Source organism: Bacteroides sp. BFG-606 (assembly GCF_024788145.1).
Lineage (GTDB): Bacteria > Bacteroidota > Bacteroidia > Bacteroidales > Bacteroidaceae > Bacteroides > Bacteroides vicugnae.
Map to the genome: position 1 here is coordinate 1 of NZ_JANUIL010000001.1, position 17491 is coordinate 17491.

A 17491-nucleotide genomic window follows, 5' to 3' on the forward strand; every position below is an offset into this window, starting at 1 on the left:
ATGATTGAATCAAATCATGTCGTACTTTGGAACCGCTGTCTCGACGTAATTAAAGACAATGTTCCTGAGACGACATATAATACTTGGTTTGCCCCTATTGTTCCGTTGAAATATGAGGACAAAACTTTGATCTTACAGATCCCGAGCCAGTTTTTCTATGAAATTCTGGAAGAGAGATTCGTAGATCTAATACGCAAGACATTATATAAGGTCATTGGCGAAGGCACCAAGTTGATGTACAACGTCATGGTGGACAAGACTTCGATTCCAAATCAAACCGTGAATCTCGAAGCAAGCAATCGTTCTACAGCTGTTACCCCTAAAAGTATAATCGGAGGAAACAAAGCTCCCAGTTTCTTACAGGCTCCTGCCGTTCAAGATCTGGACCCGCATTTGAATCCCAATTATAATTTTGAGAACTTCATTGAAGGATACAGCAATAAACTTTCAAGAAGTGTAGCAGAAGCTGTAGCGCAAAAACCGGGAGGGACCGCTTTCAACCCGTTATTCCTTTATGGAGCATCCGGAGTGGGAAAGACACACCTGGCAAACGCAATAGGCACAAAAATCAAAGAAATTTATCCAGAGAAAAGAGTATTGTACGTTTCGGCACATTTGTTCCAGGTACAATATACGGATTCTGTACGAAATAACACGACCAACGACTTTATTAATTTTTATCAGACGATCGATGTATTAATCATTGACGATATTCAGGAGTTTGCCGGTGTCACCAAGACTCAAAACAATTTCTTCCATATCTTCAATCATTTACATCAGAATGGTAAACAGCTCATATTGACTTCGGACCGTGCTCCCGTATTATTGCAGGGTATCGAAGAACGCCTCCTGACCCGTTTCAAATGGGGTATGGTAGCCGAGCTGGAAAAGCCGACCGTAGAACTTCGCAAAAATATTCTACGCAACAAGATACACCGTGACGGGTTACAATTTCCGGCAGAAGTGATTGACTATATTGCCGAGAATGTGAATGAAAGTGTACGTGATCTGGAAGGTATCGTCATCGCTATCATGGCCCGTTCTACTATTTTCAATAAGGAAATAGACCTGGATTTAGCACAACACATTGTACATGGCGTGGTTCACAATGAAACGAAAGCTGTCACTATTGATGATATTCTCAAAGTGGTATGCAAACATTTCGACCTGGAGCCGTCTGCCATACATACAAAATCCAGAAAAAGAGAAGTCGTTCAAGCACGACAGATCGCCATGTATCTAGCTAAAAACCACACAGACTTTTCAACTTCTAAAATAGGTAAGTTCATCGGTAACAAAGACCATGCAACAGTACTTCACGCCTGCAAAACCGTAAAAGGACAATTGGAGGTAGACAAGAGCTTTCATGCAGAAGTACAGGAAATAGAGTCGTTACTGAAGAAGAGAAACTGAAATTAAGTATAAAGTATTAAGTATTACCTTGGTGCGAAACCGCATAATAAAGCTTGTCCGCATGGATAATACTTAATACTTAATACTTTATACTTAATACTTAAAAGAATCCTTGCCGGCGAAGTACTTTCAATAGATTTTCGGACATAAATTCGTTATCTTTCTTTGTGTAACGCACGTCCGTAAAGACTTGAGCCAATGTTTCTTTTTCATTTTCTTCGATAAACTGCTTGTTTTCCGGCAATGATTCTTTGTAGGCGTAAAGTTTATCTATTTTTTCCGGTGTATAGTCGTGATATTTTTCATCGTGCACGGCAGCTTCCAAAGGCAAGCGGTCTACTTGTGCGGGAATACCATCCGGATAGCCTACCGTTATTGTGGTGAGAGGGAATACCAGTTCGGGAAGCTGGAGAGTATCGATAATCATTTGAGGATTATAAGTAGTAGTCCCCAAATAACAAATGCCGAGTCCTACTTCTTCCGCCAGTGTACAGAAAGTCTGAGCAACGAGCAAAGTATCCATGGAGGCATTCATAAAAGACATTAAATTATCATAGCCCGGCACAGCTTTCCGCTGTTCACACCATTTGCTGAAACGACGAAAATCAGCACAAAAAGTCAATACGACCGGTGCATTTTTTACCATAGGCTGATTGAAATGAGCAGGCGAGAGTTTCTCCTTCATTTCTGCATCACGAGTCACAATTACACTATAAAGTTGCATTCCCCCCATCGTAGAAGCACGAAAAGAGGTTTCGAGCAAATCATTTAACAAACCAGGATTTATATCTTTAGGCAGATATTTCCGAATAGTTCTTCTGTTCTTTACGGTTTCAAACATATCTTTTTTTTGCAAAGATATAAAAAGAAAAAAAATATTCTACCACACTAGCAGAATAGAATAGTTTTCTTTTTGGAGAACTTTAACCTTTGAACAAAAAACACTTTCAACTGTTTATCAAATACTTAGCATAAACAAATGGAAAACTTGCAACCTGTTAATAAATTATTTCATTTTTATTTTGATAGATGAAAAAACATTCTTAGCTTTGCGGATACATTTGTTAACGATAAGTAAACTTCTACATATTACTTATTAAAAACGAGATTTAACACAAATTGAATCGTGGAAAAACAAATTTATTCTTACGACGAAGCCTATGAAGAATCTTTACGATATTTTCAAGGCGACGAGCTTGCTGCAAGGGTTTGGGTAAACAAATACGCAGTAAAGGATTCTTTCGGTAATATCTATGAAAAATCCCCGGAAGACATGCATTGGAGAATTGCAAATGAAGTGGCACGCGTAGAATCAAAGTATCCGAATGCGTTGACAGCAAAAGAACTGTATGATTTATTAGATCACTTCAAGTACATCGTCCCCCAAGGTAGCCCGATGACAGGAATCGGTAACGACTATCAGGTTGCTTCACTATCCAATTGCTTTGTTATCGGAGTGGATGGCGCAGCCGACTCTTACGGTGCTATTATCAAAATCGACGAAGAACAGGTGCAACTGATGAAAAGACGCGGTGGTGTAGGTCACGATTTATCACACATCCGTCCGAAAGGCTCTCCCGTTAAAAACTCGGCACTGACTTCCACCGGCCTTGTTCCATTTATGGAGCGTTATTCGAATTCTACTCGTGAGGTAGCTCAAGACGGACGTCGTGGTGCACTGATGTTGAGTGTATCCATCAAACATCCGGATTCCGAAGCATTTATTGACGCCAAGATGACTGAAGGCAAAGTAACCGGAGCCAATGTTTCTGTCAAGCTGGACGATGCTTTCATGCAAGCTGCCGTAGATGAAAAGCCGTATGTACAGCAATATCCTATTGACTCTGCCAACCCGACATTTACCAAAGAAATCAACGCTTCTACCTTGTGGAAGAAAATCGTTCATAATGCATGGAAATCAGCAGAACCGGGAGTTTTATTCTGGGATACGATTATCCGTGAGTCCGTGCCTGATTGCTATGCAGATCTGGGTTACAGAACTGTATCTACCAACCCATGCGGAGAAATTCCTCTATGTCCTTACGATTCATGCCGTCTATTGGCTATCAATCTATATTCCTATGTAGTGAATCCGTTCAAACCGGATGCTTATTTTGATTTTGACCTGTTCCAGAAACACGTGGCTCTTGCTCAACGTATCATGGATGATATCATCGACCTCGAACTCGAGAAAATCGAACGTATCATGACCAAGATTGACGAAGATCCGGAAAATGAAGAAGTAAAACATGCAGAACGCACACTTTGGGAGAAAATCTACAAGAAGAGTGGACAAGGTCGCCGTACTGGTGTAGGTATCACTGCAGAAGGTGATATGCTTGCTGCATTGGGATTGCGTTACGGAACGGAAGAAGCGACAGAATTCTCTGAAAAAGTACACAAGACAGTAGCTCTCGGCGCATACCGTTCTTCAGTGGAAATGGCCAAAGAACGTGGTGCTTTCGAAATATACAATAGCGAACGTGAACAGAATAATCCGTTCATCCAACGCCTGGCAGCAGCTGACCCGAAACTGTATGAGGACATGAAGAAATACGGTCGCCGTAACATTGCCTGCCTGACAATTGCTCCAACCGGAACTACCAGTTTGATGACACAGACAACTTCCGGTATCGAACCTGTATTCCTGCCTGTTTACAAACGCAGAAGAAAGGTTAATCCGAACGATACGAATGTACATGTAGATTTTGTAGACGAAACAGGAGATGCATTCGAAGAATATATCGTATTCCATCACAAGTTTGTGACCTGGATGGAAGCTAACGGATACGATCCGGCCAAACGCTATTCCCAAGAAGAAATTGATGAACTGGTTGCTAAATCTCCTTATTACAAAGCAACTTCCAACGATGTCGACTGGTTGATGAAGGTGAAGATGCAGGGAAGAATCCAGAAATGGGTAGACCACTCCATCAGCGTAACGATCAATCTACCGAATGATGTAGACGAGGATTTAGTAAACCGTTTGTATGTAGAAGCATGGAAATCCGGCTGTAAAGGCTGTACCGTATATCGCGACGGTTCACGCTCCGGAGTTTTGATTTCCACTAAATCAAATAAGGAAAAGAAAGAAGACCTTCCTCCTTGCAAACCGCCTACGGTTGTAGAGGTACGTCCGAGAATATTGGAAGCAGATGTTGTCCGTTTCCAGAACAACAAAGAAAAATGGGTGGCTTTTGTCGGATTATTAGATGGACACCCTTATGAAATATTCACAGGTTTGCAAGATGATGATGAAGGTATCTTGCTACCTAAGAGTGTGACTTGCGGACGTATCATCAAAAATGTAGATGAAGACGGTACCAAACGTTACGACTTCCAATTCGAGAACAAACGCGGATATAAGACGACCATTGAAGGATTGTCAGAGAAGTTCAACAAAGAATATTGGAACTATGCTAAATTGATTTCTGGTGTGCTTCGCTACCGGATGCCGATTGAACAGGTTATCAAACTGGTTGGCTCTCTCCAATTAAACAGTGAAAGTATCAACACTTGGAAAAACGGTGTGGAACGTGCATTGAAGAAGTATATTCAAGATGGAACAGAAGCCAAAGGTAAGAAATGCCCGAACTGCGGTAATGAGACATTGGTTTATCAGGAAGGCTGTCTGATTTGTACAACTTGCGGTGCTTCCAGGTGTGGATAATAGTCCTACGTATGTTAATTAATATATAAACAAAAGATTAAAAGGAGTCCAATGCGGCTCCTTTTATTTTTTATTCAAAAAAATGTCTTATACTTGCAGTGTCTTATATGTACAATTAAAATCTAATATATATGATTCTATCATTTAATATTGAATACCGTACCAATTGGGGAGAAGAAGTAAGAATTTCCGGCTTATTTCCGGAATCAATTCCTTTACACACCACCGATGGTATCTATTGGACGGCAAAAGTTGAGCTTGAAATCCCCCATGAAGGGATGGCTATCAATTATAACTATCAGATAGAACAGAACGGAATAGTTATCCGCAAGGAATGGGACAGTTTTCCAAGATCTATTTTCCTATCAGGCACTTCCAAGAAGATATACAGAATCAATGATTGCTGGAAAAACATTCCGGAACAGTCGTACCTTTATAGTTCAGCTTTTACAGAAGCTTTACTGGCACATCCCGAGAGAGAAAGTATCCCGCAAAGTTATAAGAAGGGACTGGTAATCAAAGCCTATGCTCCACATATCAATAAAGATTATTGTCTGGCGATTTGTGGTAACCAGAAATCATTAGGCCACTGGGACCCGGAGAAAGCGGTTCTAATGAGTGACGTCCATTTTCCGGAGTGGCAGATAGAATTGGATGCCAGCAAACTAAAATACCCGCTGGAATACAAATTCATCCTCTACAACAAACAAGAAAAGAAAGCGGACTGCTGGGAAAAGAACCCCAACCGTTATCTGGCAGACCCGGAACTGAAGACAAACGAAACGCTCGTGATCTCCGACCGGTATGCCTATTTCGACATTCCCGCCTGGAAAGGTGCGGGAATCGCCATACCTGTATTCTCCTTAAAATCAGAGAAAAGTTTTGGAGTAGGTGATTTTGGTGACTTGAGACGTATGATCGACTGGGCAGTAATCACCCATCAGAAAGTTATTCAGATTTTACCGGTCAATGACACCACCATGACTCACACATGGACCGACTCTTACCCCTATAACAGCATTTCCATTTATGCCTTCCACCCAATGTATGCGGATATCAAGCAAATGGGAACTCTGAAAGACAAAGAAGCCGCATCGAAATTCAACAAAAAGCAAAAAGAACTGAACAGTCTGCCTGCCATTGACTACGAAGCAGTAAACCAGACTAAATGGGAGTTTTTCAACTTACTATTCCGACAGGAAGGAAAAAAAGTCTTAGCTTCCAAAGGTTTCAAAGACTTCTTTGAAGCCAACAAAGAATGGTTGCAACCCTATGCAGTCTTCAGTTATCTGCGCGACGCCTACAAAACACCCAATTTCCGTAAATGGCCACGACACTCTGTTTATAATGCGGAAGATATAGAAAAAATGTGCCAGCCGGAAACCGTAGACTATCCTCATATCTCATTGTATTACTATATTCAGTATCACCTGCACCTGCAATTACTGTCTGCAACCGAATATGCCCGCCAACACGGTGTTGTATTAAAAGGAGATATTCCAATCGGTATCAGCCGCAACAGTGTAGAAGCCTGGACAGAACCTCATTACTTCAATCTCAACGGACAAGCAGGTGCTCCACCCGATGATTTCTCCATCAACGGGCAAAACTGGGGATTTCCTACATACAACTGGGATGTCATGGAAAAAGACGGCTACCGCTGGTGGATGAAACGTTTTCAGAAAATGGCGGAATACTTCGATGCCTACCGGATCGATCATATCCTCGGTTTTTTCCGTATCTGGGAAATACCGATGCACGCCGTACACGGATTGTTAGGTCAGTTTGATCCTTCTCTCCCCATGAGTCGGGAAGAAATCGAAAGTTATGGCCTCACGTTCCGGGATGAATACCTGCTCCCATCTATTCATGAATCTTTCCTTGGACAGTTGTTCGGCCCCCATACCAACTTGGTAAAACAAGACTTTCTCCAATTAGTTGACGACTCCGGTACCTATCGGATGAAACCGGGATTTGAGACGCAAAGGGAAGTAGAACAATTCTTTGCCGGCAAAAATGATGAAGATAGTATCTGGATTCGGGAAGGGCTTTATTCATTAATCAGCAACGTTTTATTTGTTGCGGACAAAAAAGAGGAAGGGAAATACCACCCTCGAATCGGCGTACAACGAGATTTCGTATTCCGATTGCTAAACGAAGAGGAGAAGAATGCTTTTAACAAACTATACGACCAGTATTATTACCACCGACACAATGAGTTCTGGTTTCAACAGGCCATGAAGAAATTGCCCCAGCTGACACAATCCACCCGTATGTTGGTTTGTGGAGAAGATCTGGGGATGATTCCTGCTTGTGTATCATCAGTGATGAATGATCTCCGTATTCTCAGTTTGGAAATTCAGCGGATGCCTAAAAATCCAATGTATGAATTCGGGCATTTGAATGAGTATCCATACCGGTCTGTCTGCACAATCTCCACCCACGATATGTCTACCCTGCGTGGCTGGTGGGAAGAAGATTATCAACAGACCCAACGCTACTATAATGCAACGTTAGGACACTACGGTACTGCACCAACCACTGCTACTCCCGAGTTGTGCGAGGAAATTGTACGCAATCATCTCAACAGTAATTCTATTCTCTGCATCTTGTCTTTCCAAGATTGGTTATCAATAGACGAGAAGTGGAGAAATCCGAATGTGGCGGAAGAACGGATTAATATTCCATCAAATCCACGAAATTATTGGCGATACCGGATGCACCTCACATTGGAACAGTTGATGAAAGCAAAAACACTCAATGATAAGATTTGTGAACTGATAAAAAATACAGGAAGAGATCCGAATAAATAAGATAAAAGGCACTAACTCTTTTTATTCCAATTTATGAAGTATCTTTGCGCCGAAAAGTGAAATTGAAAAGAGATAATGGAAGGCAACCAAAGCAGACGTATTGATTTCGTGGACTTAACCAAAGGAGTCTGCATCATCCTTGTAGTAATAGCGCACGTTGGAGGAGCCTTCGAACAGCTGGATACCAATTCCATGCTCTCCTGTTTTCGCATGCCGCTTTATTTCTTTATCTCTGGAGTATTTTTCAAATCATACGAAGGCTTGTTCGGATTTATCCTACGGAAAATAAACAAGTTGATTATCCCTTTTCTTTTCTTCTATCTAAGCGCATTTCTAATGAAATATATCGTTTGGAAAATAGCACCCGGGGTATTTCAACTGCCTGTATCATGGAATGAGCTCTTGGTAGTGTTTCATGGACATGACCTTATCAAGTTCAATCCTCCGATTTGGTTTCTACTTGCACTATTCAACTGCAATATCCTGTTTTATCTGATCCACTTTCTGCGTGAGAAACACCTGCCTATCATGTTTGCTGTCACACTCCTGATTGGTTGCACAGGATTTTATCTCGGAAAGTTACAGATAGAGTTGCCTTTGTATATAGATGTTTCCATGACCGCCCTCCCTTTCTATGTAGCCGGTTTCTGGATTCGGCGGTATAACTTTTTTCTGTATCCCAGTCATCGTTTCGACAAGTTGATCCCGGTTTTCGTTCTATTGGCACTGGTAGTCATGTACTTTACCGCTACCACATTGGGTATGCGCACCAACAACTATACGGGAAATATTTTTCAAGTATATATCGCTGCATTTGCAGGAATATTTATGATTATGTTACTTTGCAAAAAAGTAAAGGAAATAAAGGTTATTTCTTACTTAGGGCGATATTCGATCATCACCTTAAGTATTCATGGACCGATACTTCATTTTTTAGGTCCATTGGCCAGCCGTTATATTCACAATAGTTGGGCACAGGCAAGTGTACTTTTGCTTATAACACTAAGTATCTGCATTCTGCTCACCCCCGTCTTTCTAAAAGTGATTCCACAAATGGTTGCACAGAAAGACCTGTTAAAAGTCAAACAAGATCACACTAAAAAGACAATATATGAAGATAAACAGTAGCTATATTCTTTTGAAAGAAATTCGTTGTTACGCCTATCATGGAGTTGCACCGCAAGAAAATCTGATCGGAAATGAATATATCATTGACCTGAAACTGAAAGTGGATATCAGCAAAGCTACCCGGACAGACGAAGTTACCGACACCGTCAACTACGCCGAAGTACATCAGGTGATAAAAAACGAAATGGCTATTCCCTCAAAATTGCTGGAACACGTGAGCGGACGGATTATACAAAAACTCTTTGCCCAATTCCCCTGTATTGAAGAAATAGAACTCCGGCTTTCCAAACGGAATCCACCGATGGGAGCAGATATAGAGTCCGCAGGAATTGAGCTACACTGCAGCAAGAAATAAGATATCACATTGTTGGTAATGAAACATAAATAACGAAATGCAGATAATACGATATTAATAAAGTAATCCGTATCATCTGCATTCCTTTTTTTAAGCAAAATCTGCTCCTATTTTCACAGCCGTAAACTACCGGCTTATTTTCTCTTCTTTTTTCTTCTATTTACTGATTCAACAGCTTCCGTCACCACAGGTTTATCCTGGAAACGCTTTGTATAGCCGGAATAGTCCGGATGAATGCGCTCGTAGTCAGGATCCATAAATAACGGACTGGAAATAATATGATCCGCCGTAGAACGATTACAGCAAAAAACAATATTTTCTACACCAGCCAAGCGGGTTAATGCTTTCACATCCGTATCATGCGGTTGCAGTGTCATAGGGTCAGTGAAGAAAAACAGATAGTCAATCTGTCCATCCACAATACGTGATCCCATCTGTTGGTCACCACCCAGCGGACCTGATTTTAAAATCGTAAAATCCCATTCTTCATCAGGGTGCTTCTCTTTCAATGCTTCCAATATCAAAGTACCGGTAGTACCTGTACAATAGAATTTATTTCCCATCAACAGTTCCGAATTCCACAATACCCATTCGATGAGATCTTTTTTCATCGCATCATGCGCTACCAGCCCGATGCCTCTTCTAACCTTTGCTTCCATTTGCTATCCTTTTAAATCCGACAATTGAGAGAATCTTTTGCATCCTCTCACATAAAACTGCCACAAGATACTACTTTTTGTCCGTTCAGGTATCGGATTCAAAGTTTTTTTTCTCATATTCTTTTCACGGGATAAAGAAAATGAAGGACGTAGCTGTTGGTACTCTTTTCGTGCACGCATGACAGCACGAGCATTGTCCCAATGCCCTTGCAACAAGAAGTTAAACACTGCCACATAATCGAGACAGGCCCGGATACGCATCACTTTATTTAACTCCTCCTGTGGAAGATTCTTATAGAGCATGACAAGATTATTACGGAAATTAAGAAAAGTCTTATGAGGATTCTCTTTTTTAAGAGTAGCTCCCCCCACATGATAGACAACACTTTGAGGCACACAAACAATCTCACGTCCTCGCGAACGAAGTCGCCAGCACAAATCTATTTCCTCCATATGTGCAAAAAAACGTCCATCCAATCCTCCGGCATTCATATAATCAGCGCGTCGGATAAACAGGGCTGCTCCCGTCGCCCAGAAAACAGGAATCACTGTATCGTACTGACCTTCATCCTTCTCCACAACGCCCATTATACGCCCCCGACAAAAAGGATAACCATATTTATCAATAAAACCACCGGCTGCCCCGGCATATTCGAAATATTCTTTTTGTCGCTGGCTCCGTATCTTCGGCTGACAGGCAGCCACCTCCGGGTGAGCATCCAGATAAGCAACCATTGGTTCCAGCCAATGCTCCGTCACCTCGACATCCGAATTCAAAAGCACTACATATTCTGCATCTACCTGCTGTAATGCCAAATTGTATCCGTCTGCAAAACCATAATTCTGATCGAGCACAATCGTCTTAACAGAAGGAAATTCCTGTTGAAGCAAAGTCACAGAATCGTCTGTAGAGCCATTATCAGCCACACAAACCTCCATCCCCTCTCCTTCCGAATAGCGGACAACAGACGGAAGAAAAGTACGGAGCATATCACATCCGTTCCAATTCAAGATTACAACTGAAACTTTCATTGCTGTTCTTTCTTCTTGTTCAATTCTTCCTGTTGTTCAGCTTCCTCTCTGGTTAATTTCCAGCGTTTATGAGACCACAACCAGTATGCCGGTTCTCTACGAATTGTCTGCTCCAATCGGTGAGCAAACATTTCAGTGATTTCTCCTTCCTTGGTTTCTTTCGGCGTCTCCGTCATTAGTTTGAATTCCGCTTCACAATATCCTCTGCGTCTCTTACTAAGTTCGCAATAGAAAACAGGGAAATTCATCATTTTAGCAATACGCTCGGCACCATTCAGAAAAGCAGTCTCCTGCCCTAAAAAAGTAGTCCAATATCTATCAAATCCGCTGGGCCATTGGTCGGTAATCAGACCGACTACCATCTTTTTCCATCACGCTTCAACTTAATAATTTCACGTGCAGTAGAATGTTTGGGAATATTATATCCTCCGAAACGAGAGCGGATACGCTTAAAAAGTTTATCCAGATATTGATCTCTCAACGGTTTATAAACCTGCACGGGAACATCTCCGGGTTTCATGATCGCACCCATGCCAATCAACCATTCATAATTGGCATAATGAGGAATCATCACAATAATGCCTCCGTACTTTTCTGTCAGTTCCAGATATTGTTCCGTATTCTTATAAATCATTCTCACACAAAGCTCTTCGGCAGACATATGCAACAATTTCAAATCCTCAAGCATATAATCCGACAGATAGCGATAGAATTTGCGTTCAATCTGCAATCTCTCGGCATCAGTTTTTTCCGGAAATGATCTCAACAGGTTCCCCCGAACTACTTTCCGGCGATATTTTCCAATATGATACATCAGCAGATAATTCAAATCCGAGAACATATACAAAACCCGGAACGGAAGTGCCGAAAACAACCACATCCCACTATATACCAACCAGTAGATAAGTTTCGATCCCATACTTATATCAGAATTGTACCTTTAAGTGCTGTCATCTCTTCATTAAAATCTCCCAAACGTACATTGACCACCCTATTATCCAGCGAATCATCGCTTTCCACCTCTACACGTATATAGTTCTCCGTAAATCCATGCATCGGAGCACCTGCCTTCGATTTTTCCATCAGCACCGGCATTGTCTGCCCAATATGACGAGCATAAAAGGCCTGCGTTTTTTGATCCGACAGTGTCAATAAACGTTGACTACGCTGATGTTTCTCTTCCGGGGAAACCACATATTCTATTTTTAGGGCCTGCGTTCCGGGACGTTCGGAATAACTAAACACATGCAACTGGGTCACATTCAAACTCTCAATAAACTGATAAGCTTGTTGGAAGTACTCCGGCGTTTCTCCACGGGTTCCCACAATCACATCCACACCGATAAAAGCATCCGGCATCACCTCTTTGATCTTCTTCACTTTGGAAGCAAAAAGAGCTGTGTCATAACGGCGGCGCATTAATTGCAAAACCTCATCACAACCGGACTGCAAAGGGATATGGAAATGAGGCATAAAACTACGGGAGTGAGACACAAATTCAATGATCTCATCGGTCAACAGATTTGGTTCTATAGAAGATATCCGATAACGTTCGATTCCCTCTACCTGATCCAGCGCTTTTACCAAATCAAAGAAACTCTCCCCTGTTGTTTTACCAAAATCTCCAATATTCACTCCGGTCAGAACAATCTCTTTTCCTCCTTCGGCAGCTGCTTGACGGGCCTGTTCAACCATGGAAGCAATAGTCCCGTTACGACTTCGCCCCCGGGCAAAAGGAATCGTGCAATAAGAACAAAAGTAATCACATCCATCCTGCACCTTCAAAAAGAAACGGGTACGGTCTCCCCGTGAACACGAGGGAGCAAAAGAACGGATATCTTTGGTCGCCGTAGTGATAGCTTCTCCTTTTTCATGCTTTTGGAGGTCACCTAGATATTGAAGCAATTCTCCCTTCTGTTCAGCTCCCAACACTACGTCCACTCCATCTATCTTTGCCACATCGCCGGGCTTCAATTGCGCATAACATCCGGTCACTACCACAAAAGCACCTGGGTGTTGTTTTACCAGACGATGAATCGTTTGCCGGCATTTCTTATCCGCCATCTCCGTCACCGAACAGGTATTTACCACACAGATATCTGCTTTCTCTCCTTTACGCGCAGTCCGGACTCCTGCCTCACGCAGAATTTTACCGATAGTTGAAGTCTCTGAAAAATTTAATTTGCAGCCTAAAGTATAATAAACGGCTGTCTTATTTTGAAATACAGTGGTATCTATCATAAGCTGTTATAAACACATTAACTTTGCAAAGTTACACATTATTATTAGTAAAACGCTTTTGGATACGAAAGTTTATTCCTATTTTTGCACAATTCACTAAAAAACGTGCAATGATTAAAGAGAATTTCATTAAACTATACGAAAATAGTTTTCGTGAAAATTGGGATCTACCTTGTTACGCCGATTATGGAGAAGATACCCAATATACTTATGGGGAGGTAGCTGAAAAAATCGCCCGTTTACATCTGTTATTCAAACACTGTAGCCTCCGCAGAGGGGATAAGATTTCAGTTATCGGCAAAAACAATGCTCACTGGTGCATCGCCTATATGGCAACTATCACGTATGGAGCAATCATTGTCCCCATCCTTCAAGACTTTACGCCCAACGATGTTCATCATATCGTCAATCATTCCGAATCTATATTTCTGTTCACCAGTGACAGCATCTGGGACAATCTGGAAGAGGAAAAACTAACGGGACTGCGAGGCGTATTCTCACTGACCGATTTCCGGTGTCTTTATCAGCGTGACGGAGAAACCATACAGAAGTTTCTGAAAAACACCGATAAAGAAATGCATTCTTTGTATCCGAAAGGATTTGCCCGTGAAGATGTTCAATATACCACTTTATCCAATGACAAAGTGATGCTATTAAACTATACTTCCGGAACCACCGGTTTCAGTAAAGGAGTGATGCTGACAGGGAACAATCTGGCAGGAAATGTTACCTTCGGTATCCGCACCGAACTTCTTAAAAAGGGAGACAAGGTACTCTCTTTCCTCCCACTCGCTCATGCATACGGCTGTGCGTTCGACTTTCTGACAGCAACTGCTGTCGGCACCCATGTCACTTTGCTTGGAAAAACTCCTTCTCCCAAGATTATAATGAAGGCTTTTGAGGAAGTGAAACCCAACCTTATTATTACTGTCCCGCTAGTGATCGAAAAGATATATAAGAATATCATCCAACCACTCATTAATAAAAAAGGCATGAAGTGGGCACTCAATATTCCGCTGCTCGACACACAGATCTACAACCAGATACGCAAAAGACTGATTGATGCACTGGGAGGCCGGTTTAAGGAAATCATTATCGGTGGCGCCGCTATGGATAAAGAAGTAGAAGAATTCTTCTACAAAATTAAATTCCCTTTTACTATCGGTTACGGTATGACGGAATGTGGACCACTAATCAGCTATGCCCCTTGGGATGAATTTGTACAAGGCTCTTCCGGAAAGATTCTGGATATAATGGAAGCACGTATCTATAAGGAAAACCCTGAAGCAGAAACCGGAGAAATCCAAGTCCGGGGAGAAAACGTGATGGTAGGATATTACAAGAACCAGGAAGCAACAGAGGAAGTGTTCACACAAGACGGCTGGCTACGTACGGGTGACCTCGGTAGCATGGACAACAGCGGGAATATTTTCATCCGGGGACGGCTCAAGACCATGATCTTAAGTTCAAACGGACAGAACATCTTCCCCGAAGAGTTGGAAACAAAACTGAATAACCTACCTTTCATTCTTGAAAGTCTCGTTATCGAACGCAACAAAAAATTAGTAGCACTCGTTTATGCCGATTATGAAGCGTTGGATTCTCTCGGATTAAACAATCCGGATAACCTGAAAACAATCATGGATGAAAATCTTAAGAATCTGAACAGCAATGTAGCCGCTTATGAAAAAATCAGCAGAATCCAACTTTATCCTACGGAATTTGAAAAAACTCCCAAAAGAAGCATAAAAAGATACCTATATAACAGTATTGCTGTCGATTAGCATGTTTTTAAACATACGAAAGTGGGGAAAAAGTGGCTAGTTACAAAAAATATATAAAAAAAGTTGGTGTTTCGAGAACAACATATTGAAAAAGTACATACCTTTGCAACGTTTTAATAAAGCAATTGATTGTATTACGTTTTTAAAAAGCAAAGAAAATGAAAAAATTAGTTTTGATGGCCGTAGCTATCGTAGCAGTATCATTCGCATCATGTGGTAACAAAGCAGCTGACGCAGCAAAAGCAACTGCAGATTCTATCCGTATCGCTGACTCAATCGCAGCAGTAGAAGCAGCAGCTCTTGAAGCTGAACAAGCAGCAGCCGCAGCAGCAGATTCTTTGAATGCTGATAGCACTGCAACTGAAACTGTAGCTGAATAATTCAGAAACAGCTTAGAGAGAATTGAAAGTCTGCCATGCGAAAGCATGCACAGACTTTTTTTATGCCTTTATTTTAGCTATTCACACGTTATTTAGCGTATGAACTCTTCACAAAAGGAGCATTCAACAAATAATCCAAGCTTACTTCCACACTCTCTTCTACCGGCATACTATAGCCCTCGATTTCAGCAACGAGATAGTTAACACCTGCAGTTTTTGCATTCTTAAAGATAGCGTCAAAACCTACCATTCCACTTTGTCCGATCTCTCTATGATCCTTCACATGGAATATCTTGAAACGACCGGGATATTTATTAAAATAATCAACAGGACTGTTTTGTCCGCGAACTACCCAATAAAGGTCCATCTGGAAGAAGACATATTCAGGATTCGTATGTTCCAGCATATAATCATACATCACTTTATCTTCTACTTTCTGAAATTCATGAGCGTGATTATGATACCCAAACGACAGACCCTGTTGTTTACAACGTTTGCCTATCTCATTATAATATGCACAATACGTTTCTAAATCTTTGAGCGTCTTAGGTACATCCATCCACGGAGCTACAATATATTTCATACCGGCAGCTTTATGATCGGCAATACACTGATCCCACCATTCAAGTGATTTCGAATAGTCACCGGAGGCGAGTTCTTCTTTCGACAGTCCACGCGTGCAGTGTGAAGACAAGACTTTTAATCCTGCCGATTCGACATCTTTCTTAAATTGTTGAGGAGTCCGGTCATAAAATTTACCGTTATTATAATTGGCAGCTTCAACACCGGTATATCCCATGTTTGCCAATTTCTTCAGAAGAGCAGTATAAGTGGGGTCACACTTACCATCTTTATTGTCTACCTTATTCAATATATCTCTGACAGAATAGAGTTGAATAGCTACTTCTTTTTTAGCTTTCTTCTTAGTTTGCGCGGTCATTGCCTGTGGAATCATGAAAAGAGCAGCCAACGCACATAAATAAATTTTTGTTTTCATATAATAGATATCAGGGAATTACAATTATTAGATTTATATAGAAAAAATAGGCACGGATTACACGGAATTACGCGGTTGTTATATAATAACGATAGTTAAAAAACCGTGTTATCCGTGTAATCCGTGCCTTATTTCTTATTTATGCGATTAGTCCAAAACCTTCACGCGGATGTTGCGGAACCAAACATCATCACCGTGATCTTGCAAACCGATGAAACCTTCGTGATTTTCTCCACCACAGTTATTCAGCAATTCAAATGCCAAAGGCCATTTATCTTCGCTGAACTTACTTGCCTGCAACATATCAGTCCATTGTTTTGTCCACAAATGATATTCAAGTACGTTTTCATCGTTTTGTCCGTGAACCACTGTACCTTTATAAACCATAATCTTAGCCTTGTTCCATTCGCCAAATGGTTTAGAGTTTTGAGGAACTGCCGGAATCATGTCATACAAAGAAGCTGACTGACGATTGTTATCTTTACCCAATTTAGCATCCGGATGATTGGCATTATCCAGGATCTGATATTCAGGTGCGGAAATATAAATAGGTTCAAGCACATCATTACCATCTTTGTCTTTAGAAGTAACTTCCTGAGCTAAATACAAAATACCCGAATTGCTACCTTTAGCAACCTTCCATTCCAATTCCAACTCAAAGTTTTTAAATTTATGAGCAAAGATCAAGTCACCACCATCACCGTCTTGAGCTTCACCGCCGCCAGAACCGTTGAATTTGATGCAGCCATCTTCGATTGTCCATTTAGTAGGAACACGGTCTTTTCCATAACCACGCCATCCGTTAAATGTTTCACCATCAAAGATTGTGATATAACCATTTTCGTCAACAGGCAGATTCAAACTATCAGTTTCCGGTGCTTTCAATGATTTAGAGTAAGACAACGCAACTTTTTGCTCTTCCGGAGCATTTGCTTTCTTCTGACCACCGCAAGAAGCGAAAACGCCTGCAGCAAGACAACAACAAGCTAATGGATAAAATACTTTTTTCATGATATCAA

The 17491-nt window shown here is 41.3% G+C and carries 13 protein-coding genes and 1 pseudogene; 7 read left to right on the forward strand and 7 right to left on the reverse strand.

Features of this window, described 5'->3' with window-relative positions:
* Nucleotides 1-1413 (forward strand): chromosomal replication initiator protein DnaA, encoded by a 1413-nt coding sequence (gene dnaA, locus NXV01_RS00005; protein ID WP_074638126.1) that lies wholly within the window; start codon nucleotides 1-3, stop codon nucleotides 1411-1413.
* Between the two features lie 100 nt (nucleotides 1414-1513).
* Here the strand turns inward: dnaA and NXV01_RS00010 are convergent, their stop codons facing one another.
* Nucleotides 1514-2254 (reverse strand): NADPH-dependent oxidoreductase, encoded by a 741-nt coding sequence (locus tag NXV01_RS00010; RefSeq protein WP_074559158.1) that lies wholly within the window; start codon nucleotides 2252-2254, stop codon nucleotides 1514-1516.
* Nucleotides 2255-2539: 285 nt separating this feature from the next.
* On the opposite strand from NXV01_RS00010, the gene NXV01_RS00015 reads away from it, so the two are divergent.
* The 4 genes from NXV01_RS00015 to folB all read left to right on the forward strand — a co-directional run bounded on the left by NXV01_RS00015 (nucleotide 2540) and on the right by folB (nucleotide 9379).
* Complete coding sequence (locus NXV01_RS00015; protein ID WP_074559132.1) at nucleotides 2540-5083, forward strand: adenosylcobalamin-dependent ribonucleoside-diphosphate reductase; 2544 nt, start codon at nucleotides 2540-2542, stop codon at nucleotides 5081-5083.
* Between the two features lie 131 nt (nucleotides 5084-5214).
* Nucleotides 5215-7896 (forward strand): 4-alpha-glucanotransferase, encoded by a 2682-nt coding sequence (locus NXV01_RS00020; RefSeq protein WP_259021491.1) that lies wholly within the window; start codon nucleotides 5215-5217, stop codon nucleotides 7894-7896.
* A gap of 75 nt (nucleotides 7897-7971) precedes the next feature.
* On the forward strand, nucleotides 7972-9024 hold the full coding sequence (locus NXV01_RS00025; protein WP_148365218.1) for an acyltransferase family protein: 1053 nt from the start codon (nucleotides 7972-7974) through the stop codon (nucleotides 9022-9024).
* The gene (folB, locus tag NXV01_RS00030) at nucleotides 9008-9379 is read left to right on the forward strand and encodes a dihydroneopterin aldolase (protein ID WP_148365219.1); all 372 of its coding nucleotides are present in this window, start codon (nucleotides 9008-9010) and stop codon (nucleotides 9377-9379) included. Before NXV01_RS00025 ends, folB begins: the two co-directional genes overlap by 17 nt.
* Before the next feature lie 134 nt (nucleotides 9380-9513).
* Here the strand turns inward: folB and NXV01_RS00035 are convergent, their stop codons facing one another.
* The 4 genes and pseudogenes from NXV01_RS00035 to mtaB all read right to left on the reverse strand — a co-directional run bounded on the left by NXV01_RS00035 (nucleotide 9514) and on the right by mtaB (nucleotide 13311).
* Nucleotides 9514-10038, reverse strand: a complete 525-nt coding sequence (locus tag NXV01_RS00035; RefSeq protein WP_074559136.1) for a methylglyoxal synthase — start codon at nucleotides 10036-10038, stop codon at nucleotides 9514-9516.
* Nucleotides 10039-10041: 3 nt separating this feature from the next.
* Nucleotides 10042-11070 (reverse strand): glycosyltransferase family 2 protein, encoded by a 1029-nt coding sequence (locus NXV01_RS00040; protein ID WP_074638124.1) that lies wholly within the window; start codon nucleotides 11068-11070, stop codon nucleotides 10042-10044.
* A pseudogene (locus NXV01_RS00045) lies at nucleotides 11067-11989 on the reverse strand (lysophospholipid acyltransferase family protein). The gene NXV01_RS00040 and the pseudogene NXV01_RS00045 overlap by 4 nt, the downstream one beginning before the upstream one ends.
* Nucleotides 11990-11991: 2 nt before the next feature.
* A complete protein-coding gene (gene mtaB, locus NXV01_RS00050) occupies nucleotides 11992-13311 on the reverse strand; it encodes a tRNA (N(6)-L-threonylcarbamoyladenosine(37)-C(2))-methylthiotransferase MtaB (protein ID WP_259021492.1) in 1320 nt (439 codons plus the stop codon).
* 110 nt (nucleotides 13312-13421) lie between these two features.
* Here mtaB and NXV01_RS00055 point away from each other — a divergent pair, with 110 nt between their 5' ends.
* A complete protein-coding gene (locus tag NXV01_RS00055) occupies nucleotides 13422-15095 on the forward strand; it encodes a long-chain fatty acid--CoA ligase (RefSeq protein ID WP_259021493.1) in 1674 nt (557 codons plus the stop codon).
* A gap of 158 nt (nucleotides 15096-15253) precedes the next feature.
* Nucleotides 15254-15475, forward strand: coding sequence for a hypothetical protein (locus tag NXV01_RS00060; protein WP_004306615.1), 222 nt, complete (start codon nucleotides 15254-15256; stop codon nucleotides 15473-15475).
* Nucleotides 15476-15563: 88 nt separating this feature from the next.
* Here the strand turns inward: NXV01_RS00060 and NXV01_RS00065 are convergent, their stop codons facing one another.
* Both NXV01_RS00065 and NXV01_RS00070 read right to left on the reverse strand, forming a co-directional pair.
* Nucleotides 15564-16472 carry a sugar phosphate isomerase/epimerase gene (locus tag NXV01_RS00065; RefSeq protein WP_195649134.1) on the reverse strand — a complete coding sequence of 303 codons (909 nt, stop codon included), beginning with the start codon at nucleotides 16470-16472 and terminating at the stop codon, nucleotides 15564-15566.
* A 147-nt stretch (nucleotides 16473-16619) separates the two neighbouring features.
* A complete protein-coding gene (locus NXV01_RS00070) occupies nucleotides 16620-17483 on the reverse strand; it encodes a DUF1080 domain-containing protein (RefSeq protein WP_074559143.1) in 864 nt (287 codons plus the stop codon).
* Nucleotides 17484-17491: the final 8 nt, after the last annotated feature.